The 24165-nt window shown below is 65.6% G+C and carries 28 protein-coding genes and 1 riboswitch; of the genes, 14 read left to right on the forward strand and 14 right to left on the reverse strand.

All coding sequences use genetic code 11. The features are described from left to right. The first annotated feature begins 77 nt into the window (after nucleotides 1-77). On the forward strand, nucleotides 78-1574 hold the full coding sequence (locus tag BR47_RS0104495) for a carboxylesterase/lipase family protein (RefSeq protein ID WP_051634612.1): 1497 nt from the start codon (nucleotides 78-80) through the stop codon (nucleotides 1572-1574). A gap of 61 nt (nucleotides 1575-1635) precedes the next feature. Here the strand turns inward: BR47_RS0104495 and BR47_RS0104500 are convergent, their stop codons facing one another. The 3 genes from BR47_RS0104500 to BR47_RS0104510 all read right to left on the reverse strand — a co-directional run bounded on the left by BR47_RS0104500 (nucleotide 1636) and on the right by BR47_RS0104510 (nucleotide 3853). Beyond that, nucleotides 1636-2541, reverse strand: coding sequence for an aminoglycoside phosphotransferase family protein (locus tag BR47_RS0104500; protein ID WP_036426787.1), 906 nt, complete (start codon nucleotides 2539-2541; stop codon nucleotides 1636-1638). Nucleotides 2542-2643: 102 nt separating this feature from the next. Further along, on the reverse strand, nucleotides 2644-3156 hold the full coding sequence (locus BR47_RS0104505; protein ID WP_197035044.1) for an ATPase: 513 nt from the start codon (nucleotides 3154-3156) through the stop codon (nucleotides 2644-2646). 175 nt (nucleotides 3157-3331) lie between these two features. Next, complete coding sequence (locus BR47_RS0104510) at nucleotides 3332-3853, reverse strand: GNAT family N-acetyltransferase (protein ID WP_036426788.1); 522 nt, start codon at nucleotides 3851-3853, stop codon at nucleotides 3332-3334. An 8-nt stretch (nucleotides 3854-3861) separates the two neighbouring features. Here BR47_RS0104510 and BR47_RS29725 point away from each other — a divergent pair, with 8 nt between their 5' ends. After that, nucleotides 3862-4386, forward strand: coding sequence for an NUDIX domain-containing protein (locus BR47_RS29725; protein WP_231506651.1), 525 nt, complete (start codon nucleotides 3862-3864; stop codon nucleotides 4384-4386). Here BR47_RS29725 and BR47_RS0104520 read toward each other — a convergent pair. After that, nucleotides 4383-5243: a bifunctional 5,10-methylenetetrahydrofolate dehydrogenase/5,10-methenyltetrahydrofolate cyclohydrolase gene (locus BR47_RS0104520; protein ID WP_029118730.1), complete on the reverse strand. Its 861-nt coding sequence runs from the start codon at nucleotides 5241-5243 to the stop codon at nucleotides 4383-4385. The two genes, BR47_RS29725 and BR47_RS0104520, sit on opposite strands and share 4 nt — an antisense overlap. 17 nt (nucleotides 5244-5260) lie before the next feature. Continuing rightward, nucleotides 5261-5338: riboswitch (ZMP/ZTP riboswitch) on the reverse strand. A gap of 202 nt (nucleotides 5339-5540) precedes the next feature. Between BR47_RS0104520 and BR47_RS33455 the strand changes: the two genes are divergently transcribed. Further along, the gene (locus tag BR47_RS33455; RefSeq protein ID WP_177127332.1) at nucleotides 5541-5678 is read left to right on the forward strand and encodes a hypothetical protein; all 138 of its coding nucleotides are present in this window, start codon (nucleotides 5541-5543) and stop codon (nucleotides 5676-5678) included. Between the two features lie 157 nt (nucleotides 5679-5835). Here the strand turns inward: BR47_RS33455 and BR47_RS0104530 are convergent, their stop codons facing one another. The 4 genes from BR47_RS0104530 to BR47_RS0104545 form a co-directional block, all read right to left on the reverse strand. Further along, a complete protein-coding gene (locus BR47_RS0104530) occupies nucleotides 5836-6201 on the reverse strand; it encodes a response regulator (RefSeq protein ID WP_081831211.1) in 366 nt (121 codons plus the stop codon). 42 nt (nucleotides 6202-6243) lie between these two features. Beyond that, nucleotides 6244-7797, reverse strand: coding sequence for a GAF domain-containing sensor histidine kinase (locus BR47_RS0104535; RefSeq protein ID WP_029118732.1), 1554 nt, complete (start codon nucleotides 7795-7797; stop codon nucleotides 6244-6246). A gap of 83 nt (nucleotides 7798-7880) precedes the next feature. After that, on the reverse strand, nucleotides 7881-8072 hold the full coding sequence (locus tag BR47_RS0104540) for a hypothetical protein (RefSeq protein ID WP_020100104.1): 192 nt from the start codon (nucleotides 8070-8072) through the stop codon (nucleotides 7881-7883). Between the two features lie 44 nt (nucleotides 8073-8116). Further along, nucleotides 8117-8350, reverse strand: a complete 234-nt coding sequence (locus BR47_RS0104545; RefSeq protein ID WP_020100105.1) for a hypothetical protein — start codon at nucleotides 8348-8350, stop codon at nucleotides 8117-8119. Between the two features lie 281 nt (nucleotides 8351-8631). Here BR47_RS0104545 and BR47_RS0104555 point away from each other — a divergent pair, with 281 nt between their 5' ends. Beyond that, nucleotides 8632-9285, forward strand: a complete 654-nt coding sequence (locus tag BR47_RS0104555; RefSeq protein WP_029118733.1) for a response regulator — start codon at nucleotides 8632-8634, stop codon at nucleotides 9283-9285. Here the strand turns inward: BR47_RS0104555 and BR47_RS0104560 are convergent. Next, entirely contained in the window at nucleotides 9263-9925 is a 663-nt protein-coding gene (locus tag BR47_RS0104560; RefSeq protein WP_029118734.1) for a DUF1361 domain-containing protein, read from the reverse strand. The two genes, BR47_RS0104555 and BR47_RS0104560, sit on opposite strands and share 23 nt — an antisense overlap. A gap of 539 nt (nucleotides 9926-10464) precedes the next feature. Here BR47_RS0104560 and BR47_RS0104565 point away from each other — a divergent pair. From BR47_RS0104565 to BR47_RS29730, 4 genes are all read left to right on the forward strand, one after another. Continuing rightward, the gene (locus BR47_RS0104565) at nucleotides 10465-12267 is read left to right on the forward strand and encodes an N-acetylglutaminylglutamine amidotransferase (protein ID WP_029118735.1); all 1803 of its coding nucleotides are present in this window, start codon (nucleotides 10465-10467) and stop codon (nucleotides 12265-12267) included. Further along, nucleotides 12267-13985: an N-acetylglutaminylglutamine synthetase gene (ngg, locus tag BR47_RS0104570; RefSeq protein ID WP_020100110.1), complete on the forward strand. Its 1719-nt coding sequence runs from the start codon at nucleotides 12267-12269 to the stop codon at nucleotides 13983-13985. Before BR47_RS0104565 ends, ngg begins: the two co-directional genes overlap by 1 nt. Nucleotides 13986-13996: 11 nt before the next feature. Next, complete coding sequence (locus tag BR47_RS0104575; protein ID WP_020100111.1) at nucleotides 13997-15259, forward strand: osmoprotectant NAGGN system M42 family peptidase; 1263 nt, start codon at nucleotides 13997-13999, stop codon at nucleotides 15257-15259. 86 nt (nucleotides 15260-15345) lie between these two features. Continuing rightward, a complete protein-coding gene (locus BR47_RS29730; RefSeq protein ID WP_141772174.1) occupies nucleotides 15346-15732 on the forward strand; it encodes a hemerythrin domain-containing protein in 387 nt (128 codons plus the stop codon). 15 nt (nucleotides 15733-15747) lie between these two features. On the opposite strand, the gene BR47_RS0104585 is transcribed toward BR47_RS29730, so the two are convergent. Together BR47_RS0104585 and BR47_RS33680 are read right to left on the reverse strand one after the other, a co-directional pair. Continuing rightward, on the reverse strand, nucleotides 15748-16407 hold the full coding sequence (locus BR47_RS0104585; protein WP_502685816.1) for a cutinase family protein: 660 nt from the start codon (nucleotides 16405-16407) through the stop codon (nucleotides 15748-15750). A gap of 165 nt (nucleotides 16408-16572) precedes the next feature. Further along, nucleotides 16573-16827 carry a metallothionein gene (locus BR47_RS33680; RefSeq protein WP_081831197.1) on the reverse strand — a complete coding sequence of 85 codons (255 nt, stop codon included), beginning with the start codon at nucleotides 16825-16827 and terminating at the stop codon, nucleotides 16573-16575. On the opposite strand from BR47_RS33680, the gene BR47_RS32940 reads away from it, so the two are divergent. From BR47_RS32940 to BR47_RS0104595, 3 genes are all read left to right on the forward strand, one after another. Beyond that, nucleotides 16733-16951, forward strand: a complete 219-nt coding sequence (locus BR47_RS32940) for a hypothetical protein (protein ID WP_155987057.1) — start codon at nucleotides 16733-16735, stop codon at nucleotides 16949-16951. The genes BR47_RS33680 and BR47_RS32940 overlap by 95 nt on opposite strands. Before the next feature lie 296 nt (nucleotides 16952-17247). Next, nucleotides 17248-18054 (forward strand): SigB/SigF/SigG family RNA polymerase sigma factor, encoded by an 807-nt coding sequence (locus tag BR47_RS0104590; RefSeq protein WP_051634614.1) that lies wholly within the window; start codon nucleotides 17248-17250, stop codon nucleotides 18052-18054. Nucleotides 18055-18140: 86 nt separating this feature from the next. Then, the gene (locus tag BR47_RS0104595) at nucleotides 18141-18800 is read left to right on the forward strand and encodes a PAS and ANTAR domain-containing protein (RefSeq protein ID WP_029118738.1); all 660 of its coding nucleotides are present in this window, start codon (nucleotides 18141-18143) and stop codon (nucleotides 18798-18800) included. On the opposite strand, the gene BR47_RS0104600 is transcribed toward BR47_RS0104595, so the two are convergent. After that, nucleotides 18797-19162 carry a PE-PGRS family protein gene (locus BR47_RS0104600; RefSeq protein ID WP_231506652.1) on the reverse strand — a complete coding sequence of 122 codons (366 nt, stop codon included), beginning with the start codon at nucleotides 19160-19162 and terminating at the stop codon, nucleotides 18797-18799. The genes BR47_RS0104595 and BR47_RS0104600 overlap by 4 nt on opposite strands. A 235-nt stretch (nucleotides 19163-19397) precedes the next feature. Here BR47_RS0104600 and BR47_RS0104605 point away from each other — a divergent pair, with 235 nt between their 5' ends. The 3 genes from BR47_RS0104605 to BR47_RS0104615 are packed head-to-tail and all read left to right on the forward strand — an operon-like array spanning nucleotide 19398 to nucleotide 21493. Beyond that, the gene (locus BR47_RS0104605) at nucleotides 19398-20588 is read left to right on the forward strand and encodes a globin domain-containing protein (protein ID WP_029118740.1); all 1191 of its coding nucleotides are present in this window, start codon (nucleotides 19398-19400) and stop codon (nucleotides 20586-20588) included. Nucleotides 20589-20599: 11 nt separating this feature from the next. Further along, nucleotides 20600-21019 (forward strand): hypothetical protein, encoded by a 420-nt coding sequence (locus BR47_RS0104610; protein ID WP_029118741.1) that lies wholly within the window; start codon nucleotides 20600-20602, stop codon nucleotides 21017-21019. A gap of 45 nt (nucleotides 21020-21064) precedes the next feature. Continuing rightward, nucleotides 21065-21493, forward strand: coding sequence for a VOC family protein (locus BR47_RS0104615; RefSeq protein WP_029118742.1), 429 nt, complete (start codon nucleotides 21065-21067; stop codon nucleotides 21491-21493). A 6-nt stretch (nucleotides 21494-21499) separates the two neighbouring features. On the opposite strand, the gene BR47_RS0104620 is transcribed toward BR47_RS0104615, so the two are convergent. Both BR47_RS0104620 and BR47_RS0104625 read right to left on the reverse strand, forming a co-directional pair. Then, nucleotides 21500-23458 (reverse strand): YhgE/Pip domain-containing protein, encoded by a 1959-nt coding sequence (locus BR47_RS0104620; protein ID WP_020100120.1) that lies wholly within the window; start codon nucleotides 23456-23458, stop codon nucleotides 21500-21502. 2 nt (nucleotides 23459-23460) lie between these two features. Next, nucleotides 23461-24153: a hypothetical protein gene (locus BR47_RS0104625; RefSeq protein WP_029118743.1), complete on the reverse strand. Its 693-nt coding sequence runs from the start codon at nucleotides 24151-24153 to the stop codon at nucleotides 23461-23463. Nucleotides 24154-24165: the final 12 nt, after the last annotated feature.

Raw genomic sequence — 24165 nt, forward strand, 5'->3', positions numbered from 1 at the left:
CGGTCATCGTCGACGGCCCAGATAGTTGTTGCGCCACGACAGCACTACGCCCTGCAGGACTGTGGTGGGATCAAGGGGTGGGCGTCGATCCCGAAGTTCGCACGACGGCGGGTGTGGTGCGTGGACAGTGGGAGTCCGCAGTTGCGGTTTTTCGTGGAATTCCCTACGCCCAGCCGCCCGTTGGTCCGCGGCGATTTCAGGCGCCTGCGCCCGCGCAGCCGTGGGACGGTGTGCGCGACGCACTGCGATTCGGGCCGCCGGTTCCGCAGCCAGGAATGTCCACTGTCATCGACGCGACCGGCGACGAAGACGCACAGTGGTTGACGCTCAATGTGTGGTCGCCGGATCTCAGCGCTTCCGGGTTGCCGGTACTGGTATGGATTCACGGCGGTAGATACATGGTGGGCGGCACTGCCAATCCGCACCAAGACGGCGCGGTGCTGGCCAAGGCAGGCGTTGTGATGGTCAGCATGAACTACCGCGTCGGTGTGGAGGGTTTCGCTCTGATCGGCGGCTGCCCGAACAACCGTGGGCTTCTTGATCAGATCGCTGCGCTGCGGTGGGTGAAGGACAATGTGGCCGCCTTCGGCGGAGACCCGGGCAACGTCACCGTCTTCGGTGAATCCGCCGGCGCTGGAAGTGTCGCGGCACTGCTCGCGATGCCGATCGCGGCCGGATTGTTTCGCCGCGCCGTAGCACACAGCGTGCCCGGCACCTTCTTCACCGAACGTCTCGCCGCCACTGTCTCCGCTGAGATTGCAGCTGAACTCGGTACGCGAGCCACCCGGGTGGAACTCGACACCATTCCGCCCCACGCACTAGTAGAGGCCAGCCAGGTAGTTCTGGAAAAGATGCCCAAATTCGCCGACTCGTGGGGTCCCATGGCTCTCACCCCGACACCTTTCTCGCCGGTGGTCGACGGTGCGGCACTGCCTGAAGTGCCGTGGCGTGCGCTGGCTGGCGGCGCTGCCCGCAGTGTCGAACTACTGGTCGGGCACACCCGCGACGAATACTCGCTGTTCAATACCTGGCGCGACAAACACATGACCGACGCGCAGCTGACGACAACCCTGCAGCGACTCGCCCCAAAACCACACGGGGCCAACGGATATCGCGCCGCCTACCCGGATGCGTCGTCAGCCGAGCTGTATGAAATCGTCAACGCCGACTGGCTCTTCCGCATGCCCAGCCAACAGCTCGCCGAGGCCCAACACGCAGGCCAAGGAGCGGCGTGGCTGTTCGAACTGTGCTGGAGCTTCAACCAAGACGAACGAGCCTCCCACGGGCTGGCCACCTTGCTGGTCTTCGGCACTCTCGGGACCGACGATGTGACAAATCATCGCTCAGCGCACCGGAACGCCAACATCGAACTCGGGCGTATATCCAGTGACATGCGCACCGAATGCGTGAACTTCGCCGCCCGCGGCAATCCTGGCTGGCCCCACTACGATTCGCACGCAAGACTCACCCGCGTCTACAACGCCGAACCGACCACCGAGCCGTACCCCGAGGAACCGTCCCGTCGCCTGTGGGCCGAGCACCGATTCGATGCCCTCGACCTCATCGGCCAGTAGGCACGTCACGGTCAAGTTCTGTCTACGTTGCGATGACAGCGCGACTTTCGCTGTCGGAGCGCTAACCGGAGTGGCCGTCCATGTGGGCGACTATTCGTTCGAGGGTGCGGCGGCAATTGGTGCTCATGATTGGGTTGCTCGCCGCGTAGTACCAGACTGCTCCAATTGCTTGTTGGAATGCCCATCCGCATCCACGTTGCCATTCCGCGTCGTTGCATCGCAGTTGGATTTTGAGTTGTTCGCGCCGCTGACTGTCAAGCAGATGCCATGCGCTGACCAGGTCCAGGGCGGGATCTGCGGCTTTGAAACCGCTGGTGTCAAGGATTCCGACGAGGTGCCCGTTCGTGGTCAGCATGTTGGGGGGAATGAGGTCACAGTGGCTCATCACGTCGGGGCTGTCGCCACGCGGAAGTTCGCGCAGGTGTTTCCAGATCGAGCTCAACTTGGGGACGTCGAGCAATTCGGTGCTGTTGGCGAGGCATTCCTGGACCCACTGGTCGTGGGCTAGCAAGACACCTCCGCGACCGTGCCCGTCGTGGGTCCGGCCGCGGGTACCGATTGAACGCACAGACTGTATGAAATCACCCAGATCTCTTGCAAAGAAATCAGATTCCGCGCAGCTGTCAGCGGTTGCGGTGTCTCCTGGTAGCCAGGAGTAGATCGACCAGGCAAGTGGATAGCCTGCACCCGGTTCGCCGATCGCGAGTGGCCTTGGGATGGGGAATCGTGTCTGACTGCCGAGTTCGTCAGCGGCGGATGCCTTTAGCCGCAGCGGTTCTCGCATATCGACGTCGCCGCTCGGCGTTAAGGGAAAGCGCGCCGCCATCTCCCCGCCGATGCGGAAAATCGCATTCGTGGTGCCGGCGCCGACCACGGGCCGAACGGATAGACCTGCCCACTGCGGGAACTGTCCAGCAATCAACACCCGCACTGTCTTCACGGACACTGACAACTGGTCGGGATGCATCTGCACGACGGCAGGCTCGCACGCAGTACTGATCTCTATCAAACAATTTCTTGATTTCCCAAGCGGAGTCAACTGGTTCGCGGCCTGGAACAGCTTGTGACTTCACCACCCCGTGAGGCGAATAATCTCAGCGGCGATGTCGGCTACGGCGCGATCGTCAGTGGGGATGTGATGGGCTGAGTCGGCAACGCCAAGCTGCAGTCTTGTACTCATGTCGGCGCTGGAGGCGAGATGCTGGTCGAGAGTTGAGCCGATCTCGCGTTGACCGAGGCGTTTGGCCGCCGTGGTGTCGGTACAAGTGAGTAAGACTGAGATGACGTTGGGGTTGCCGCCAATCGCGGTAGTGAGGCGTGTGATCTGTTCGGGCAGCACGCTGACGGTGTTGGTGTAGATCATGCGGTGATAACCCAGCGCGCGGTAATTCGCTGACATTGCGGAGAGATTGCGCTCAGCTAGGTCGTGCTCCCGGGGTGGCGGGTGGGCCATGTCGAGGAAGTCGCCGTCGATTAGGCAGTGTGAGATGTCGCTGGCACTGAGTTGGGCATGCATCTCGAAGCTGACGCTGGTCTTGCCGGTCCCGGATCGTCCACCGATGAACACCACGTCGCTGATCACGTACTGCAGTGTCGCCTGTCATAGCAGTGGTTCGCGAGAGGTTTTCTTATGCCGAACGCACCGCGGGTTCTAGAGCGGTGGATTGGAGCGCATGGCGACTCCGTTTGGCGACACCACTGACGCCTCGGTGGACTACGCCGGTTACATCGCAGTGGCATCTCGGGCGAGGTGCCGATCAATCTGTGAATTGCAGTGACCGCTGATAGCGCACTTCGTCGACGAGATGGTCGCCGATCGAGTCGGTGCGTTGTGTCCCGTCGTAGTACCAACCCGCCGATTCATAGAAGTGTCGGGCTCGGTCGTTCGCCGATAGAACCCACAGTGACGCCATGTTGTAGCCGCGACTCCGCAGGTGCGCGCAACCAGCGGTGATGAGGCGATGCCCGATTCCGCAGCCCCAGTTGTGCGGGTCGACGTAGATTGCCCAGATCTCGCCACCGCCTTGGAGGTCGTCGTCTCTACAACGACCTGTGGTGACGTGACCGCAGATCGTGTCCCCGTCAATAGCGACCTGAGTGAAGGGACCTTCGGGGTTCATCTGTTCGAAGGAGTACCGGCTGGCCCTGTCGTCGGGTCGCAAGGCATCAAGGTACGGAGCTGGAAGTAGACCGCGGTAGCCGATTTGCCATGACCGGACATGAGCCTCTGCAACAGCCATTGCGTCCGCAGCAACGGCTTCCCTGATGTTGACGGGCATGAGCAATCGTGACAGCACGGCTGCATTGGATTCAAAGGATTTTCATCGACCTCCGTTGGTGCACAATTGCACCGGTGACCCGGATGCGCGTAGCCGCTTACGTCATTCGCCGGGAACGACACACATGGGAGTTGCTCGTATTTGAGCAAGCGGGGATGCCAGAGGCTGGTGTTCAGATTCCCGCCGGTGGAGTTCGGACGGGCGAGACGCCCGAACAAGCTGTCCTGCGCGAAGTTGGCGAGGAGACGGGCCTCGTCGGGCTGAGGCTCCGCGCGCAGTTGCAAACGGAGAACAAGCCACACCCCGTGACCGGGCAATTACGGATGACCACGTTCTTCGTAATCGACGTGCCCCATCAGACCCCAGATGCGTGGTCGCACTCAGTCCTCGGTCTGGACGCCGACGCCGGGATGACCTTCAACTGTCGGTTCGTCGCCCTGCCTCTGCAGCGTCCGCTGGCCGATGATCAGGACGCCGGCCTCGGCTTGATCGACCCAGACCTTATGACGGTGGCCCGACGGCGATTGTCCTAGTTTGAACGCCGTGCTCCCAATGCGGTTCGATTGGCGGCGTCAACAGTTTGGGCGAGCAACACTGCGATAGTGGTGGGTCCGACGCCACCGGGAACGGGGGTGATCAGGCTGGCGCGTTGAGTGGCGGCGGAGTATTCCACGTCACCGATGTTGCCGGGGTTGTAACCGGCATCAAGGACAACGGCGCCGCGCTTGATCCAGTCGCCTTTGATGAGTTCGGGATGGCCAACGGCGGCGACAACAATGTCGGCTTCGGCGATGATGGCCGGCAGGTTGGTTGTCTTGGAGTGGCAGTAGGTCACCGTGGCGTTGCGCCCCAGCAGCAGCATCCCGATCGGCTTGCCCAAGATGGGGCTGCGGCCGATTACGACGGCATGGTGGCCGGCCGGGTCGACGTCGTAGGCATCGAGTAATCGCATCATGCCACCGGGAGTGCACGATTGAAATCCATTGCCACCCAGCGCCATAGTGGCAAACGATGCATAAGTGACTCCGTCGACGTCCTTGCCCGGTGTGATCGCCTCGAAGACCTCGCGCTCGTCAATCTGTCTCGGCATCGGGTGCTGCACCAGAATGCCGTCGACACCGTTGTCGTTGGCGAGCTCAGTGACAAGTTCGACGGCCTGGGCGGTGCTGGCCGTCTCCGGCAGATGGCGGCGTTTCGAATCAAGACCGATGCTCCGGCACCGGTTGGCCTTCATACGCACGTAGGTGTGTGAAGCAGGATCATCGCCCAGCAGGACGGTAGCTAGGCACGGCTTGCGGCCATGCGATCGTTCAAAATTCGCTGCCCGGTAACGGGTTTCGTTCAGAATCTGGTTTGCGACGGCGGTGCCGTCCATGACGGATGCGCTCATGCATTCTCCTCAAAGGTGAGGAGCACCCAGGCGGTCGATGCGTCCCAGTTCAGCTTCCCGGTGGTCACCCACCTGCGCCAGTCGCCTTTGCCGATCGTAGCCGCCGCGTCCAGCGGTGCTTGACATCATTTGATCCGTTGGCGACGCCCCCTAGTGGTCGACGTCAGGGATCGGAGCATCTTCCAGCTAGCTGCAACGCGGGAACGGGTGCTCGCCGGAGCGACAAACGTGCAGGTCAAGCCCGACGATGGAAGCACTCCGGAACTCCGGCTGTCGACGTGAAAGCGAGGACCGACCATGAAGATCACCGTCAAGCACTTCGCCCCCTGGCTGGCCGCTGTCGCCGCCATCGGAGCGTTCACCCTGGCACCTGTCGCCGGCGCAGACCGCGACGAGGCCAAACAGTCTGCCGGCGCGCTGGATCAGCCTCTCTGATCGCGCGTCCGGCGACCGGCCCGGCTCCACCGGACCAGTGTTTCTGCCTTCCAAGGGTTTTCGATGAGAAGGCGGTATCGAGGGGTGACATTGGTGGGGAGCCGGGCCGTTTCGGCTGTGTGGCGCGGCCCCGTGCGGCCCAGCGCAACTCGGGCCGTCAGGCGATGAGGGCGCGGATGGCGTCACCCGACAGATCGAGTTTCGGCAGGAACCTCGGGGGCGAGTCGGTCAACTCTGCGACGGGCAGTTCGGTGAAGGTCGAAGTCAGGATGGCCATGACGGTGGCGGTACCCGCGTGGGAGTTCAGTTGGGCGACAAGGTCGAATCCGCTCTCCTCGCCGAGGTTCACGTCCACCAGCGCGATGTCCGGCCGGAGCCGTTCGACGGTGTGCATCCCGTCCGAGAGCGACCGCGCCGTACCGACGACATCGATGCCGCCCTGTTCCAGGAGTGCCGTCGCCGCGGCGAGGTAGTCGGCGTTGTCGTCGACGATGACGCATCGCAGAGATTGGGCGTTCGTCATGTACTGCATTGTCGCGCGGGTGATGCCGTCGGGGCATTCCTGCTAGCTGCTATCTGTGCCGATGGCGACGGCTTCTTCCAGCGGCATCTCGGCGACCAGCGTGGTGCCGGCGCCCGCGATGCTGGACACACGGAGCTTGCCGCCGAGCGCTGCCACGCGGTCCTCGAGCCCGAGCAGGCCGCTGCCGGCGTCGAGGTTGGCGCCGCCGACCCCGTCGTCGGCGACGGCGATGCGCAACGACGTCGCGTCGGTGTCGACGTTCACGGTGACCACGGACGCCTGCGCGTGCTTGGCGGCATTCGTGAGGGCTTCGGCGACGGTGTAGTACGCGGCGATCTCGACGGCCTGCGGCAGCCTTACCGGGACATCGACATTGACCTCGACGGGCAGCGGCGCGCGCCGGCCGAGGTCGCGCAGTGCCGGACGCAGCCCGCCGCGCGACAGGATCGCGGGATGGACCCCGTGTGCGAGTTCGCGCAGCTCGTCGCTGGCGGTGCGCAGGCCGTCGCCGATGCCGGCGATCCGGGATTGCAGTTCGGCGGGATCCTCGGGGATAGCCATCTGGAGGGTGCGAACCTGCAGGGCCAGGGTGACGAGGCGCTGCTGGGCGCCGTCGTGCAGGTCGCGTTCGATGCCGCGCCGCGCGTTGTCGGAGGCGGTGACGATGCGGGCGCGGGATGCGACGAGCTCGGCGCGCGCATGCGCGTTCGCGATGGCCGTGGCGATGAGCTCGGCGAAGTCCTTCAGACAGTCTTCGGTATCGGCGGGCAGCGGATCGGGACCGGATGTGCCGACAATCATTGCGCCCCAGAGTTGTCCGTCGACCGTGATGGGCACGCCGACGCACGCGTGCAGCCCGAGGTCGCGGACGAGCGCCGCCGTCGAACCCCCGGCGTCGTCGTGGGTGTCCATGCGCGCCGGGCGGCCGGTCGAGCGGACCATCGCGATGACGTCGTCGCCGTCGAGGGGAAACGTGGTCCCGACGGAGATTGCCGTGAGTCCCGGCTCATCATGTGCCGCAACAAGAGTCGCGGTGCCGCTCGGCTCGTAGCGCACGAGCCCGGCGTTGCGGACGTGCAGTACCGCGGCGACTTCGTCGGCCACACCGGACAGGACGTCGGACGGTGATCTGCCTTCGGCGATCTGTGTCGCGACCCGTCGCAGCGCCCCCTGTTGATCGGCCAGTTCACGCACGCGCTCGGTGGCCTCGGTGGCGACCTGCCAGCTCTGGTACGCGTCGCGTGCGCGGTTACGCAGTTGCCAGCCAAGGACATTCGCGATCCCGGCAATGGGCAGGAACACCGAGACGGTGAGAATGTCGATGGGTTTGAGGGGCAGGAGCGGGCCGCCGTCCAGATGCACCCACAGATAGGCGACGGTGCTGGCGACGGTGGTGAGCAGTGACAGGCCCAGGCCCCAGCCCGCGCTCATGACCAGCACGCCGAACATGAAGACGATGGCGTAGGTGCTGTGCGGCGGCGGATCGCGCAACAGCTGCACCACTCCGACCTCGGCGGCGATCAGTCCTGCCGCGACCAGCAGCCCGACGTACCACGGCGGGGTGGAGACAGCCGGATTCCATCGTGCCGGGTTCATGGGCCGCCTCCCGCCTGGTCGCCTGATCTCGTCACGACCCTAACCGTGGTCAGGACGGCGCAGACGGCGACTTGGCCGAAGCGTCAGAACGACTGATCGATGTGGCCTGCCGGCGCGTTCGTGTTGTGTTCGCCGTTCTGGTACTGGCTGTAGGTGTCGGTGCCGGAGGGGACGGTCGGGTTGGTGTCCGCGGCGGCGACGGGTGCCACCACGAGTGCCCCGGCGACCGCGGCGATGGACAACCAGACAGTGGCGCGCTTCAGGGAGTTCTTCATGATCGGGGCTCGCTTTCGGTCGGACGGGAGGGTTCGGGATCAGGTCAGTGGTTGTGGAACAGCAGGAAGCCGTAGTCGCCGCCGAACGGCTGCTGCAACTGGCCGGCTTCCTGGGCTGCCGGGCCCGGCGTCGCCACGACCTGGGCGTTGCCGTTGCTCTGGGTGACGGTGGACCCGGTGGGCAGGGTGGCGGCCGCCGCGGTCGGGGCGACGACGATGGCCAGGGCCGCCGCTGCGGTCGCGGCCAGCGGGATGATCCGGGTGCGGGTGATATGCATTGTCCTCTACCAGCTTTCGGTGTTCTGAATTCTTCGGTTGGCCGTGTCCGGCTGGTATTCAGAATGCTCCGCGGCGTCGTCGGTGTCGTCGATGCCAGCGCCCAAATAGGGGGTAGGGCTAGCTGCAATACGAGCTCCCTGTCAGCGGGTCCGGGGCCGATTCACAGGACCGCGAGCGACGCGGGATCGCGGCCAGGCAAGATGAACGCAATGAGCGGCACGTCCGGCGTCTGACGGCACGGCGGCCATGGGTCGAGACGAACAGGACACAGGTGGACGCAGTGGAGGGGACGCGCGTCGTTGTCGCCGACGACGACGTGCTGCTTCGGGAAGGCGTGGCGAGCCTGCTGACCGGCGCGGGCTTCACCGTCGTCGGGCAGGCCGGTGACAGCGGCGAGCTGCTCACGTTGGTCCGGGACACCGTGCCCGACCTCGTGGTGACCGATATCCGGATGCCGCCGACGCACACGACCGAGGGCCTGGACGCCGCCAAGGTGATCCGCGGCGAACTGCCGAACGTCGCGATCCTGGTCCTGTCGGCGCACGTGGACGTCGAGCATGCGATGGAACTGCTCAGCGGCGGCCAGCGCATCGGCTACCTGCTCAAGAGTCGCGTCATCGATGTGACCGATTTCCTCGAGACGCTGCACCGCATCACCGGTGGTGCCTCGGTGGTCGACCCCGCCCTCGTGCAGGAACTCTTCGCGGCGCAGCGGCGGGAGGACCCGCTGGCGGTGTTGACCGAACGCGAGCACGAAGTGCTGGCCCTGATGGCGGAGGGCCGGTCGAACGCCGGCATCGCGCATCAGCTCTGGGTGACCGAAGGCACCGTCGAGAAGCACGTGCGCAGCATTCTCAGCAAGCTGAACCTGCCCGACACCGGTGAAGATCACCGCCGGGTGCTGGCCGTCATCACCTTCCTGGATTCGCGCTGACCTGCGGGCGGGAGACGCCGCCCAGCGCCCAGATGGTCACGTAGGCCAACCCGAAGAACGCGGCCACCGCCACCCCGACCCCGGTGGACTGCACGTACGACAGCGGCGCGCGCACCCACTCGAACGTGGCGGCCACGACGGCGTGGGGCCGGGTGACCAGGTCCCAGGAGTTCCACCGCTGAAAGCGGCCGATCACCACGCCGATCGCGCAGAGCCCCACGGACGTGACCACGGTCAGCCAGCCCCAGACCGGCCCGAACTCGCGATCGATCCGTTTGTGCACCAGTAACAGGGACACGGTGCCCAGCAGGATGCCGGTCCATGCGGCGAACCCGTACTGCAGGACGTGGCGCCACAGCTCGTCCTGCTCACCCAGATGCACCAGGTCGGTGACGAGGTACGGCGCATTCGGCAGGAACGCGAGCCAGGCCAGACCCAGCGGAAGCAGCCAGCGGCGGCGGGTCACTACCGAGAACGCGGCGGCAAAGCACATCGGGATCCAGGCCAGGAACATGTTCCAGACCAGGAACCGGGTCGGGTAGGACAGCGGCGCCTCGGGATCGGTGATCCCGAGGACCAGCGTCAGGGCGGTCGTGGCGAGCAGAGCGGCGACCAGCAGGTACCCGCGGAAATCCATCACCTGACCAGTGTGCCTGCGATTTCGACGAGTTTGCGGCTTCGAGGTTTCACCCGGTCCGTGCCCGGGTACGTGAACCCCAGGGCAGCGCCTGCCCTGAGCTGATCGAGCGAAGCCATGGAGGGGAGCAGTCCTTGACGGACGCGAGCGACAACTCAATACGGTCGATTCGACGCGTGGCGGCGATCGGTACAGAGGCGCCGACGGCAGCGGGCGCAATTGCGTGGTCCGCGCGCGTATCCCACTGTCCAATGAGGTAGTGGCACAGACATTTTGACGAGGTTAGTCGGCTACCGCGCAAGGCGGTAGCCGGCTGACCGGACTCCGCATCACGAAATCGATTGGAAATCAACAGGAAACTCCAGATGACGCCGCCGGAGTGCGGTCTGTGGGACGGGTACTTTCGTCGCCGTAAATCGGATCGCTGACAACTCAGCGAGCAAACATACTGCAGCAGAACAAATTTGAATCATCCGCACGTCGACGGTGCACATCGGGTACGGTGGAGCCGGAGACGTCCATCAAGGGAGCTGACTTCCACCATGTGCGGCATTGCCGGCGAAATCGCCTGGGGCCGTGGTGCTGATCTGGCGGCGGTTGCTGCCATGACCGACCGCATGGCACCGCGGGGCCCGGACAGTAGCGGATTGTGGGTGCGGGACGGGGTGGCGTTGGGCCACCGGCGTCTGGCAATCATCGATCTGTCCAGTCACGGACACCAACCCATGCACGATCCGGAGCTGGGCCTCACCGTCGTCTTCAACGGGTGTATCTACAACTATCCCCAACTGCGCCAAGAACTTTCGGGCAAGGGATACCGATTCTTCTCCCACAGTGACACCGAGGTGGTGTTGAAGGGATATCAGGAGTGGGGCGAGCGTGTCGTCGAGCATCTCTACGGGATGTTCGCCTTCGCGGTCGCGGAGATCGAATCGGGCCGGGTGCTGCTGGCGCGCGACCGCCTCGGCGTCAAGCCCCTGTACTGGTGTGAGGCCGCCGGGGGAGCGCTGCGCTTCGCGTCGTCGCTACCGGCCCTGGTTGCCGGCGGCGGCGTCGATACCGAACTCGATCCTGTTGCCCTGCAACACTATCTGAGCTTCCACTCGGTCGTGCCCGCTCCGCGCACCATCCTGCGTGGGGTGCAGAAGCTGCCGCCGGGCACCGTCATGCGCATCGAACGCGATGGCAAGCGCACGGAAACGACCTACTGGGAACCGGTTTTCGAGCGGTCGCTCGAGCGGGCCGACTGGACCGAGAACGACTGGCGGGACGCAGTGCTGGCGGCACTGCGCACCGCGGTCGAGCGTCGCCTGGTGGCCGACGTGCCGGTCGGCTGCCTGCTGTCCGGCGGCCTGGACTCCAGCTTGATCGTCGGCCTGCTCGCCGAAGCCGGCCAGCACGGCCTGGCCACCTTCTCCATCGGCTTCGAATCCGCCGGTGGCGAGGAAGGCGACGAGTTCAAGTACTCGGACATCATCGCCCGTCAATTCGACACCGATCACCACCAGATCCGTATCGACTCGTCACGCATGCTGCCTGCGCTCTCCGGTGCCGTCGAAGCCATGAGCGAGCCCATGATGAGCCACGACTGTGTGGCGTTCTACCTGCTGTCGCAGGAGGTCAGCCAGCATGTGAAGGTCGTGCAGTCCGGGCAGGGCGCCGACGAGATCTTCGCCGGCTATCACTGGTACCCACCGATGGCGCAGGCGATCGACAACGATCCAGCCGACGCGTTGCAGCGCTACCGCGCCGCGTTCTTCGACCGCAGTCACGATGCGGTCAACCGCCTGCTGCAGCCGAGGTGGCGGCTCGAGCACGATTCCGCGGGCGCGTTCGCGCTGCAGAACTTCACCCATCCCGGGGCGGGCACCGCGACCGACCGCGCATTGCGGCTCGACACCACCGTCATGCTCGTCGACGACCCGGTCAAACGCGTCGACAACATGACCATGGCCTGGGGTCTGGAGGGGCGCGTGCCCTTCCTCGACCACGAGCTGGTGGAGCTCGCGGCGACATGCCCGCCGGAACTCAAGACCGCCCAGGACGGTAAAGGTGTGCTGAAAGACGCTGCGCGCAAGGTCATTCCGGCCGACGTCATCGACCGGCCCAAGGGCTATTTCCCGGTGCCCGCGCTCAAGCACCTCGCCGGCCCGTACCTCGACCTGGTCCGCGATGCGCTGCACAGCCAGGCCGCGCGTGATCGTGGTCTGTTCGCCCCCGATGTGGTCGCGCAGATGCTGGACGACCCCAACGGCAACCTCACCCCACTGCGCGGGAATCCGTTGTGGCAGATCGGATTGCTGGAACTCTGGCTCGCCAACCACGTCGACGGAGCAGCCCGATGATGACAACGCAGAGCGGCGAGATGGCCGAGGGTGTCGTACAGGATATGGGTTGGGGGCGGCTGGTTTTCGGTCAGACGTTCCACGATCCCGACGAGTTCGGGACGGCGCTGCGGGAGGAGGGCAGCGGCCGCCGCGACATCGGGATGTATCTCGATGCGCCACACGTCTTCGTGGCGCTGCACGCCCACGAATTCTTCATCGACCCGAGCTTCACCTACCGGCTCGACCTGACGAAGCCCATGCAATATCGTCCGCCCGATGTCCCGGGATTGACGGTCCGCCAGGTGAATTCGATCGAGGACTGCATCGCGATCAATCACATCTACGTGCGGTGCCACATGGTGCCGGCCGACAGCGACCTCATGTGGACCAACAGTCAGACCGCGCCGCACGTGGTGTATCTGGTCGCCGTGGACGACGAGACCGGGCAGGTGGTCGGCACGGTCACCGGCATCGATCACTGCCAGTTGTTCGGGGACCGGGAGAACGGATCCAGCCTGTGGTGCCTGGCGGTCGAGCCGACCGGCACCCGGCCCGGCACCGGCGGCCTGCTGGTGCGCTCGCTGATCGAGGAGTTCAGCCGGCGGGGACGGTCCCAGATGGACCTGTCGGTGATGCACAACAACGACGGCGCGATCGCGCTCTATGAGCGCATCGGCTTCACTCGGGTGCCCGCCGCGCTCGGGATCAAACGCAAGAACGCCATCAACGAACCGTTGTTCGCCCCGGTGAAACCGGAGGAAGAACTGGGACAACTAAACCCGTATGCCCGGATCATCGCCGACGAGGCGATCCTGCGGGGCATCGCGGTGGACGTGCTCGACGCTCAGGGCGGCTACCTCCGGCTCACCCACGGTGGCACCAGCATCGTCACCCGTGAATCGCTGTCCGAGCTGACCAGCGCGGTGGCGATGAGCCGGTGTGACGACAAGCGCGTCGCCCGGGCCGTCGTCGCGGAGGCGGGCATCCGCGTGCCGGAGGGCTGCACCGCGACGTTCACCGACGAGGACTGCCGTTTCCTGGAGAAGGTGGGGACAGCCGTCGTCAAACCGGCCCGGGGCGAACAGGGCGCGGGCATCACCGTCGGCGTCACCAACCCCGATGATCTGAACCGTGCCATCGGCCTGGCCATGCAGCACTGCCCCGACGTCCTCATCGAAGAACGTTGTGAGGGTGAAGATCTGCGCATCGTCGTCATCGACGGGAAGGTCATCGCGGCGGCCATCCGCCGGCCGCCCGAGGTGATCGGCACCGGCACCCACACCATCCGCCAGCTGATCGAAGCACAGAGCCGGCGCCGGTCGGTGGCCACCCACGGGGAATCGGTGATCCCGCTGGACAGCGTCACCGATGACACCGTGCACAAGGCTGGTTGGCAGTTGGACGACGTGCTGCCCGCCAACGAACGACTGATCGTGCGTCACACCGCCAACCTGCACACCGGCGGGACCATTCACGACGTCACCGACGAACTCAACCCCATGCTGGCGAAAGTGGCGGTCGACGCGGCGGCTGCGATCGAGATTCCGGTGACCGGGATCGATCTGATCGTGCCGTCGGTGGGCGGCGAGGAGTACGTGTTCATCGAAGCCAACGAGCGGCCGGGCCTGGCCAATCACGAGCCGCGGCCGACTGCACAGGCGTTCATTGATCTGCTGTTCCCGCGAACCGCGGCGACGCCGTGGGCCTGGCATCCAGACCCGATCGAGCAACACTGACAATTGGAGAGATGATGGCTGAGCCCGACGATGCCGAGAACGTACGGATGTCGCCGGACGACCGAGGCTGGATGGTCGACACCCTGTTGGCGCTGCTGCAGACGCCGAGCCCGTCGGGTCGCACCGATGCCGTGATGCAACTGATCGGCCAGACCCTGACCAAACTCGGCGTGCCGTTCACGCTGACCCGGCGCGGTGCACTCATCGCCGAACTGCCGGGGCGGTCGCAGACCACCGACCGCGCCATCGTGGTGCACGCCGACACCATCGGCTGTATGGTGCGCGAACTCAAGGACAACGGCCGGCTCGCGCTCGTGCCCGTCGGCACCTTCTCGGCGCGATTCGCCACCGGCGCCCGGGTCCGCATCCTGCCCGACGACAACGACAAGTTCTTCACCGGAACCGTGATGCCGCTCAAGGCGAGTGGTCATGCGTTCGGCGACGAGATCGACACCCAGCCGACCAGTTGGGACGACGTCGAGGTCCGTGTCGACCGCAGCGTGTCGTCGCGCGCGGATCTCGAGCAGCTGGGGCTCAACGTCGGCGATTTCGTCGCGCTGGTCGCCAGCCCGGAGCTGACGGAAGACGGCTTCGTCGTCTCCCGCCACCTCGACGGCAAGGCCGGCGTGGCCGTCGCACTGACACTGGCCAAGGTCGTCGCCGAGCGCAACATCGTGCTGCCGCACCGCACCACGCTCATGGTGACGATCACCGAGGAGGTCGGCCACGGTGCCAGTCACGGCCTGCCGCCCGACGTCGCGGAACTGGTGTCGGTCGACAACGCGGTCTGCGCGCCCGGCCAGCAGTCGCTCGAACACGGCGTCACCATCCCGATGGCCGACATGCACGGACCGTTCGACTATTACCTCACCCGCAAGTTGTGCAAGCTGGCCCAGGAAAAGGGAATCACCCACGCCCGCGACATCTTTCGCTACTACCGCTCGGATGTGGCGGCGGCCATCGAAGCCGGCGCCGCGACCCGGGCAGCTCTCGTGGGATTCGGGCTCGACGGCAGTCACGGCTGGGAACGCACCCACCTCGATTCGCTCGAGGCGACGTATCTGCTGCTGTACAGCTGGCTCCGGACGCCGCTGACGTTCGCGATGTGGGATGCGCAGCCGTTCGGCGATCTGGAAGATTTCCCCGCCGAGCAGGCCGCGGCCAGCGAGCAGTGGGTGCCGCTGTCGCGCGGCGACTTCCACGACCCGGGCGCCGCGTCTCAGGGGCACCACTGGCCACCCGAGGAGGGCAGCGCCGACGTCTCGCCGCAGTAGTTCGGGCGTAATTGGAGGGTTTACTTCGCCGCGGATTGGGTCACAGAAGCTGGAAAACCGGCCGGACCAACCTTGGAGGGATTTTGATGAGAACTGTGTCGACGACCGCCACCGATGACGTCATCGACTACGTCAAGGCCCGGCACCTCATGGCGCGTGAGTTGTTCCGAAAGACGTTGCACGCGGCCGACGCCGCCGCGCGCCGGCAGCGCTTCGCGGAGCTGCGCGCCGCGCTGACCGCGCAGGAAGTGAGCGGGGAACTGCTGGTCCACCCGAGGGTGCGGCGGGAGCTGGTGGTCGAGTCGCTCCGCGGCGAGACCGATGACACCAAGGAACGGCTGGACCGTATGGCACGGCTGGACCCGGCCTCAGCAGAATTCGAGACGGCGCTGACCGACTTGCAGCAGGCCACCGAAGACCACACCCGGCGCGTCGAAGCCGAGGAATTTCCGCTTTTGACCGACCGCCGCTGATCAGCGCGGCGCGGACTATTCGACGCGGGGTTGCGCTGGGGAGTGGCCGAGCTTGCCCATGACGAATTGTGCTGCCTGGTCGGCCATTCCGTTGTCGGAGTACTCCACGTGGGCGGCATTGTCGCCGCCGCCCGTCGAACACACCGGGTCATCGGCGATGCACAGATCGAGGGTCTTCGACACGTAACGCGAACCGACCGTGATCGGGGGCGCGCCCGTGTAGACCATCTGCAGGAAGCCGGACGACGGCTTGCCGAACAGGACGACTGCCGCGACGTGGTCTGCCACGAATGCCGGCATCGGCCCGGTGATACCCATGGGCAGGGTGACACCGGCGGGGACGGCGTCTTCGGTGATGTAGGCGGCCACCGCCGCGCCCTGGGAATACCCGCCCAGCACGATCTTGGTGGTGGGGCAGACGGATGCAGCGCTCTGAACCCGGTTCGTCGCGTCAACGACCCCATCCGCGGCGGTCGCGAAGTCGAGCGACGCGGGGTAGTCCACCGGGGCCACATCGACCGTGCGGCCCGCGGCCCGCGCGGTGAGGGAGTCGACGAAGGCCTGGCCGGCCTTGCCCACGCCCGGCGGTTCCATCGTGCCACGCGCGAAAATCACTTGAATATCAGGGCACGGCTGCGCAGGCGCCGGAACGCTGCCCGCCGGCGCGGCCAGCATCAGGGTCGTCAGGGGCACCGCCGCTGCGATGCAACATGTGATGGTCTTCATGACGGAATCCACCGATCCTCGGCTCACCGGTCGGATCGCTCCATTGCGGTCGACGAATACGGCGGGTTTACCCCGCGTCCGAAGTTCTAAACCACCGTTCGCATCACTTGATGACTACCCGAATTGCCAACGGTCGGTGTTCGCCGACGGCCTGGCCGAGTGATCACCGGCCTGAGCGCAATGGTCGCAGCAGTACTGGCGGCCGTCGAGTCGTAAGCCGTGGCCCAAGATTCGGCATCCGCAGTGGCGGCACATCGGGGCCACCATGGTGGCCATGCATTCGATGCAGTCGAAGCTTGCGCTGCGCCCGTTCCAATTGACAGTGAACGACTCGTCGCAATCGGTTCCGCAGGTAATACATACCGCCATCGAAAAGAGCCGTTCCTGTCGAGGTTTTCAACTGTTGGTCGGTGCCGTTCCCGGGCATACCCTGGGGCGGTCCCGGCCAAACCTGTTCTGGCAGAAAAGTTTTTTGCCGCCTGACCAGCTGTGATGGCCGGTCGGCGCGGCGCCGCGGTGGTGCCTCGATGGGTTCGGCGGTATGGTCGGATGCAGCGTCAAGATGGCGCAGTTGCTTAGACCGAAGCGACGGCAGCTGAGCGCCACCGGTCCGGTACGCGGCCGCGGTCCAGATGAGGGCACGGCTGTATTGATGCCGTAGGTGGCGATCGGCGACGGCAGATTGCCGGTCCACCTCATTGGTGGAAACAACACGCATGCACGGCGCCGAGTCGATACTCAGGGAGCCGAATCTCCCGGTGCGTGTTGTAGGCCTGGGGAAGGCACGTCATGTCAACTTCGTTGCTGGAGCAGCGTTTACCTGCAGGAGCCCGCTACGCCGACGAGTATGCGGACGTACCGGAATTGGTGGCGGAGCTCCGCGCCCTGCCAGCCGAATCCGACGAGTTCGCTCGGCAGCGCGAGCAGATCGTCTTGCGGTGCTGCCCGTTGGCGGACCGGCTGGCGCGGCATTTCGATGGCAGAGGAGAGAACCTTGACGACCTGGTCCAGGTGGCACGACTCGGCCTGATCCAGGCGATCAACCGCTTCGATCCGGACAACGGTGCGGGGTTCGTCGCGTTCGCTGTCCCGACGATCATGGGGGAGTTGCGCCGCCATTTTCGCGACTATGGCTGGAAAGTCCACGTGCCGAGGAGCATTCGCGACATCCGTCAGCAAATCAAGGGCGCGACAACGGAATTGACGCAGCGGCTAGGGCGCACACCGACCGCCGGTGAACTGGCGGAAGCGTTGTCCGTCTCGCCGGAACAGATCGTCGAAGGCTTGCTGGCGGCCAATGCCTATCAGCCGCAATCGCTCGACACGCCCGTCGTCGACAACGAGGACAACGCGCAGTCGCTCTCCGACCTGCTCGGTGACGTAGACGAGGGGTTCGAGCGCATCACCGACCGCGAGTCGGTCAAACCGGTGCTGCAAGCGCTGCCGGTGCGCGAACAGCGGATCCTGTACCTGCGGTTCTTCGCGGCCAAGACGCAGCGCCAGATCGCGGAAAGCATCGGTGTTTCGCAGATGCACGTCTCGCGCATCCTGGAGCGCACCCTGCGGGACATCCGGGAGCAGGTCGCGCAGGCCTGACGGCGCTCTGGCGTAACGGGTTACGATGAATCAGGTCCGGTTCGCCGGCCGGATCGACGACCATGCCCGAGCACCGAGCGACGGATATGACGGATACGCCTGTCGACAGTCAGGAGTCGTGGGACGTCGCCGCCGTCTTCAGCGGCGGGGAGAATCAGCGCGTCGGCACATTCCAGTACTACGTCGCCGACCAGCGCTGGGTGTGGTCCGACCAGGTGGCCCGGATGCACGGCTACGAGCCGGGGGCGGTCGAGCCGACCACCGAATTGTTGTTGAGCCACCAGCATCCTGATGATCGCGCGAAAGTGGCGGAGATCCTGGACCGGGTCAAGACGGGCGGGCAGTTCAGCAGCCGCCACCGGATCATCGATGCCGCGGGCTGCACCCGCTGGATGGTCGTGGTCGGTGATCGGATTCTCGACGAGTCCGGTCACGTGATCGGCACCGAAGGTTTCTATGTCGACGTCACCGACAGTGTGCAATCTGATGTCACGAAGGCCATGTCCGGCGTCGTCGAGGCCCGTGCGCTGATCGAGCAGGCCAAAGGTGTGCTCATGGTGGCCTACGGTGTCGACGCGGACCGCGCCTTCGACATCCTGAAGTGGCGGTCCCAGACGACCCAGGTGAAGCTGAAGACCGTCGCAGCTCAATTGCTCGACGCGCTGATGCGCCAAGGCCTTTCGCCTGAGAGCACCAGCGTCGTCGATCGTCTGTTGGTCGCTGAAACGGGCCTCACGGACGTCTAGCCGTGCCCGCTGCCGCAACCCACTCCGGGAATGCAGCCGCTGCCGCCCGGAATGCCACCCGGGCCGGCGTTCACGCCGCCGGAACCGCAGGCCGTGCCCCATTGGGTGGGCACGCAGCCGGCACCTCCCGGGCCGCCTCCGGGTCCACCGTTCACGCCGCCGGAACCACACTGGCCGTTGACACAGCCGCCACCGCCCGGGCCGGGGCCGGGATCATCGACGGGCTGCAGGGGGTAGCTGGTGAGGACCGGATGGGCGCCCACGGTGCTCGGCACGATATCGGCTGACACGAACGAGGCGGCCACGCCAGCCGATGCGAACGCTCCGGCCGCCAGCAGGGGAATCAACTTGTTGGTGAACATATCTGGTTCATTGCCGTCTGACGGGGCGGTCAAACATCGGGGTCGTCGGATTCGCAGATCGGTCGTTCTGAGGCGCGTGCCAGCGGCTACTACGTTGTGTCGTAGGTCACGTCCAGTAATACTTGCATCGATCATGCTTATTTAAATAGCCTGGCAGGCAGGTGGAGGACGGGCATCGGCTAGTCGTCGATCCAGGTCGCGCCCACGCATTCACGACGAAGTGAGAGGTCCTGCCATGTTGTCCACGTCCACGTTGTCGCCGGCCCATGCCGAGGTTGTCAAAGCCACGTTGCCTGTCATCGGCGGTGCCGTCGGCGAGATCACGCCTGTCTTCTACCGCCGGCTGTTCGCGGCACATCCCGAGTTGGAGCGGGACCTGTTCAACCGCGGCAACCAGGCCAACGGGTCGCAGCAGAAGGCATTGGCCGGATCGGTCGCGATGTACGCCACGCTGCTCGTCCACCCTGACGCCCCCGGGGCGGACGTCATCGAGCGGATCGCCCACAAGCACGCGTCGCTCGGCGTGGCGCCGGAACAGTACCCGGTGGTCTATGAACATCTGTTCGCGGCGATCGTCGAGGTGCTCGGCGCCGACGTCGTCACCGCGGAGGTGGCCGAGGCGTGGACCGCGGTGTACTGGTCGATGGCCGACATGCTGATCGGCCGGGAACGGGAGCTGTACGCGGCGGCCGGAACCAGTCCGGAGCATGTCTGGATGCCGGTTCGGGTGGTCGAACGGGTGCAGCAGTCGCCGCTCACCGTCGCCTTTGGGCTCGCCGCCGTCGATGGTGCCGAACTTCCGGATTTTGCTCCTGGACAGTACATTTCGGTAGCCGTGCAGCTGCCCGACGGGGCACGGCAGATTCGTCAGTACAGTCTGTCCCACGCGGGTGCCGACGACCGGTGGCGCATCTCGGTGCGCCGCGACGGCGCGGTGTCGTCGTACCTGCACGAGTACGTGTTCGAAGGCGACGTGCTGCAGGTGTCGCACCCCTTCGGCGATATCACCCTGGACAGTCCGGCGGAGACGCCACTGCTGCTGATCTCGGCGGGCATCGGGATCACGCCGGTACTCGGCATGCTGTATTTCATCGCGGCCGAGCAGCCGGGACGCCAGGTGACCGTCGTGCACTGCGACCGCACCCGCGCCAGTCACGCCCACCGTGCCGAGTTGGCGGATCTGGTCGCGCAGATTCCCGGTGCCGCGCTGCACACGTGGTACGACGGACTGCCTGACGGCTATCCTCTGACGGAACCCGACCGGCGCGGTCGAATTGACCTGAGCGCCATCGCATTTCCGCCGGATGTCAACGTCTACATCTGTGGTCCGACGCCCTTCATGGAAGCGGCGGTCCGGCAGCTCGGGACGGCGGGCGTGGCGCGTGACCGCATCTGGTTCGAAGCGTTCAGCCCGCTGGCCGTCTAGCCGCGCCGCTGATGAGTACGCCGACTGCGATCCAGATCGCCATCACCTTCGTCTGGTTGGGGATGGTGCTCGCCATCTCCTTCCTGGAGGCGCCGCTCAAATTTCGGGCGCCGAACGTCACCGTGCCGATCGGTCTCGGTATCGGGCGTCTGGTGTTCCGGGCGCTGAACACCGTCGAGCTGGTGTTCGCTGCGGCAATTGTTCTGGCGGCCTTGATGAATCGGCCGTCGGTGACCGTCATGGTCGCGTTCGCCGTGGCCGTGGGGGCGCTGGCGGTGCAGCTGATTGCCGTGCGGCCGGGGCTCAACCGTCGGTCCGACGAGGTGCTGGCCGGGCGCGAAGGGCCGCGCTCCCGCGGTCACCACGTCTATGTGGTGCTGGAGTTGGTCAAGGTCGTCGCGCTCCTGGTCGCCGGCGTGGGTTTGCTCTAGTCGAGCCGTGCGAGCAGTGTCGGTCGGGCTACGTAGCCTGGGGCCATGAAGCAGCAAGTGCACTTCTTCACGCTGGCCACGGTCGATCTCGATGCCACCCGGCAGTTCTACGGTGCGCTCGGCTGGACGCCGACGCTCGATGTGCCGGGGGAGATCATCTTCTACCAGACGGCGCCGGGCCAACTGCTCGGGTTCTTCCTCGCGGAAAAGTTCAACGCCGATCTCGCGCAGGCTGCCGACCACTCACAGGTCAGAGGAATCACGTTGGCACACAACGTCGACAGCCAGGACGAAGTCATCGCGCTGGCGGCTGCCATGATCGCCGCGGGCGGCACCACGCTCAAGCCGCCACAACCCGGGCAGTTCGGTGGCGTGTTCCACGCGCATGTGCAGGATCCGAACGGCGTGATCTGGGAGATCGCCCATAATCCGAACTGGCGCATCAACCCGGACGGCACCGTCAGCCTGGGGTAGAAACCCTTACATCTTGATGGCAGGCAAGAGCCGGATCAGGTTCCAGGTCCGGTTGCGGCGGGCGCACAGACTCGAAATGCCCAGTGCGCCGAGCCAGATGCACACCAACACGATGATGGCCTGCCACAGTCGGCCGTCGATACCGCCCAAGATCAACTGGCGAAGTCCGTTGACGCCGAACGTCATCGGATCGAACTTGTGCATGACCTGGAACGGCCGGGACGTCGTCTCGACCGGATACATGCCGCCGGCGCTGACCATCTGCAGCATCAGCAGCGCCATGATCAGCACGCGACCGACGGCGGGCCCGACCAGCGCGTTGATGGCCTGCGTCGCGGCGACGAAGGCCAGCGAGATCAGCATCATGAAGCCGAGCATCGCCACGGGATGCGCCACCTGCATGCCGAGGGCGAACCGCACCACGCAGTACAGGATGATCGACTGGCCCAGTGCGAGAACCGCCGCGGGCAGATAGCTGGCGAACACCACACGGATGGCCAGCACCTCGGCCGCGATAGGACGGTTCTGCAAGGGCCGCAACACCATCCACAGCACGAGCGCGCCGAAGAACAGGGCCAGCGTCAGGAAGAACGGGGCCATGCCGGTGGCGAAGTTGGGGGCGCCGTTCTCGTGCGAGGACTCCAGATTCACCGGACCACCGATGGTGTCGGCGATGGCCTGCTTCTGCTGCTCGGTCCACGTCGGCACCTGCTTGGCGCCGTCGGCCAGCTTGGTGGCCAGCTCGTGGTTGCCGTCCTTGAGCTGAACGGTGCCGGACTTCAACTGGCGCGCCCCGTCATCGAGTTGCACGATGCCGCTTGCCAATTGCGCATTTCCGGTGGCCAGTTGCTGGGCGCCGTTGCGCAACTGGTTCAGCTTGTCGGTGAGCTGCTGGCCGCTGCTGCCCACCTGGTCGAGAGCAGTCCGGAGCGGGCTGCCGGGGGACCGCAGAGTCTCGGTCATCGAGATCGCGGCATTGCGGCCATCGGTGATCTGCTGACGGATCTGTGGCGTGAACTGATGGCCGTTCAGCTGGTCCTGGACGCCGCGCAGCGTGTTGACCGCACCGACCGAAACCGGGTCCTGGTTCACCGAAAGTTGTTGGATCACCGAACCGATCGCCGCTGCCGCGGTGTCTTGGGCGGTGGCGAGCGCACCGGCCTGGTCGGCGGCCTGCTCCAGCGCCGTCGCGCTCTGCTGCAACTGCTCGGTGCTTCCGCCGACCTGTGACAGGGCCTTGGTGACCTTCAACAGGGGGTCGGTGGCCTGGGTGATGCCCGAGGAGAGTTGTTTGGCTCCGGAGGACAGCTTGGCCGAGCCGTTGCGGGCGTTGTCGAGACCGCTGACCAACTTGCCCGCGCCGGTGTCGACCTGCGCTGCACCGTCGGCCAGTTTCTGTGCCCCGTCGGCCGCCTGCTTGATGCCGGTTCCGGACGAAACCACCACGGACAGAATCTGATTGACGGCCTGGCCGGAGATGCGGGTCGACACCGCGTTGAGCACCTGGCTCGTGGCAGTGCGCCCGATGGTCGAGGAGATGTAGTTGTTGGCGTCGTTGTACACCGCGATCAGCTGTGCTTTTTCGGGATTGCCCGTGACCGGTGAGGCGATGGCCTCGCTGAAGTTCTCCGGCAGCTCCAGCATGAAATAGAACTTGCCGTGCTCGACGCCGTCCCGCGCCTCCTTGTCGCTCACCACGTGCCAGTCCAGGCTGTGGTCGGCGGTCAGGCTCCGGGCGATCTCGTCGCCCGCGTTGACGTGGACGCCTTCGACGACAGCGCCGCGGTCGGCGTTCACCAGGGCCACCGGCATCTTGTTGACCTGGCCGAACGGATCCCAGAACGCCCACAGGTACAGCGCGCCGTACACCAGGGGCAGCAGCATCAGCACCACGATGGCGGCACGCGTCATGCGGCTGCGGCCGAATCGCTTGATCTCCGAGCCGAATGCGAGTCCAGCAAGCATGGTCAGGCCTTTCCGGTCTGCATACGGCGGTCATGCAGAACGTGGTCGGGGGCGTCGTCGCCCAGCGGGTTGGTCACACCGACGACGACGGTGCGGTGTTCGGCGAGGGCGCCGAGCCGCTGGACCGCGAGGGCGCGGCGTTCGTTGTCGCGGACCTGCTCGAGGTCGCCGACGACCAGCACCGGCCGGTCGGACATCAGCGCCAGGGTGATGCGCAGCAGGAAGAGCTCAAGATCGGACAGCCCGATGATGAAGGTCTTCGGCGACAACAGGGGAATGTCGTCGCCGAACACCGCCGCCATCTCCGGGACGTCCGACTGGACCGGGACCCACGCCGGGAACGGCGACACCCAGCGGCGCTGCTCGGTGATCACCGTCTGCACCGTCACCATTTCTTCGAGGTCGTCGATGTCCGCGAATGCGGCGATGGCACAGTGCTTCCGGATGCCGCGGGGCCCCGTCGCGCCATTGACGGTGACGGTGCCGCGCGTCGGCTTGAGCCGACCCGCGAGCGACAGCAACAGCGTGTGCTGAGCGGGACCGCCCGGCATCTGGATGGCGTGGAACCCCGGCTGCAGTTCGAGATCGACATCAGAGAAGAGCGCGCCGTGTTCGCCCACGACAGCGAGCCCCTGCGCGGTGATAACCGGCGGGCTGTCCGCTGTCTCGGGGGCGGCCGTCGTCTCGTCGTCCATTGCTGCTCATCT

Source organism: Mycobacterium sp. UNC410CL29Cvi84, from assembly GCF_000686745.1.
Taxonomy (GTDB): Bacteria; Actinomycetota; Actinomycetes; order Mycobacteriales; family Mycobacteriaceae; genus Mycobacterium; species Mycobacterium mucogenicum_B.

Bases quoted from the DNA above. Each gene is read 5' to 3' on its own strand.
- BR47_RS0104500 (WP_036426787.1), bottom strand. From the start codon at position 2,541: ATGCATCCCGACCAGTTGTCAGTGTCCGTGAAGACAGTGCGGGTGTTG.
- BR47_RS0104510 (WP_036426788.1), bottom strand. From the start codon at position 3,853: ATGCCCGTCAACATCAGGGAAGCCGTTGCTGCGGACGCAATGGCTGTT.
- BR47_RS0104520 (WP_029118730.1), bottom strand. From the start codon at position 5,243: ATGAGCGCATCCGTCATGGACGGCACCGCCGTCGCAAACCAGATTCTG.
- BR47_RS33455 (WP_177127332.1), top strand. From the start codon at position 5,541: ATGAAGATCACCGTCAAGCACTTCGCCCCCTGGCTGGCCGCTGTCGCC.
- BR47_RS0104530 (WP_081831211.1), bottom strand. From the start codon at position 6,201: ATGACGAACGCCCAATCTCTGCGATGCGTCATCGTCGACGACAACGCC.
- BR47_RS0104535 (WP_029118732.1), bottom strand. From the start codon at position 7,797: ATGAACCCGGCACGATGGAATCCGGCTGTCTCCACCCCGCCGTGGTAC.
- BR47_RS0104540 (WP_020100104.1), bottom strand. From the start codon at position 8,072: ATGAAGAACTCCCTGAAGCGCGCCACTGTCTGGTTGTCCATCGCCGCG.
- BR47_RS0104545 (WP_020100105.1), bottom strand. From the start codon at position 8,350: ATGCATATCACCCGCACCCGGATCATCCCGCTGGCCGCGACCGCAGCG.
- BR47_RS0104565 (WP_029118735.1), top strand. From the start codon at position 10,465: ATGTGCGGCATTGCCGGCGAAATCGCCTGGGGCCGTGGTGCTGATCTG.
- ngg (WP_020100110.1), top strand. From the start codon at position 12,267: ATGACAACGCAGAGCGGCGAGATGGCCGAGGGTGTCGTACAGGATATG.
- BR47_RS0104575 (WP_020100111.1), top strand. From the start codon at position 13,997: ATGATGGCTGAGCCCGACGATGCCGAGAACGTACGGATGTCGCCGGAC.
- BR47_RS29730 (WP_141772174.1), top strand. From the start codon at position 15,346: ATGAGAACTGTGTCGACGACCGCCACCGATGACGTCATCGACTACGTC.
- BR47_RS0104585 (WP_502685816.1), bottom strand. From the start codon at position 16,407: ATGCTGGCCGCGCCGGCGGGCAGCGTTCCGGCGCCTGCGCAGCCGTGC.
- BR47_RS32940 (WP_155987057.1), top strand. From the start codon at position 16,733: ATGCATTCGATGCAGTCGAAGCTTGCGCTGCGCCCGTTCCAATTGACA.
- BR47_RS33680 (WP_081831197.1), bottom strand. From the start codon at position 16,827: ATGGCGGTATGTATTACCTGCGGAACCGATTGCGACGAGTCGTTCACT.
- BR47_RS0104590 (WP_051634614.1), top strand. From the start codon at position 17,248: ATGTCAACTTCGTTGCTGGAGCAGCGTTTACCTGCAGGAGCCCGCTAC.
- BR47_RS0104595 (WP_029118738.1), top strand. From the start codon at position 18,141: ATGACGGATACGCCTGTCGACAGTCAGGAGTCGTGGGACGTCGCCGCC.
- BR47_RS0104600 (WP_231506652.1), bottom strand. From the start codon at position 19,162: ATGTTCACCAACAAGTTGATTCCCCTGCTGGCGGCCGGAGCGTTCGCA.
- BR47_RS0104605 (WP_029118740.1), top strand. From the start codon at position 19,398: ATGTTGTCCACGTCCACGTTGTCGCCGGCCCATGCCGAGGTTGTCAAA.
- BR47_RS0104610 (WP_029118741.1), top strand. From the start codon at position 20,600: ATGAGTACGCCGACTGCGATCCAGATCGCCATCACCTTCGTCTGGTTG.
- BR47_RS0104615 (WP_029118742.1), top strand. From the start codon at position 21,065: ATGAAGCAGCAAGTGCACTTCTTCACGCTGGCCACGGTCGATCTCGAT.
- BR47_RS0104620 (WP_020100120.1), bottom strand. From the start codon at position 23,458: ATGCTTGCTGGACTCGCATTCGGCTCGGAGATCAAGCGATTCGGCCGC.
- BR47_RS0104625 (WP_029118743.1), bottom strand. From the start codon at position 24,153: ATGGACGACGAGACGACGGCCGCCCCCGAGACAGCGGACAGCCCGCCG.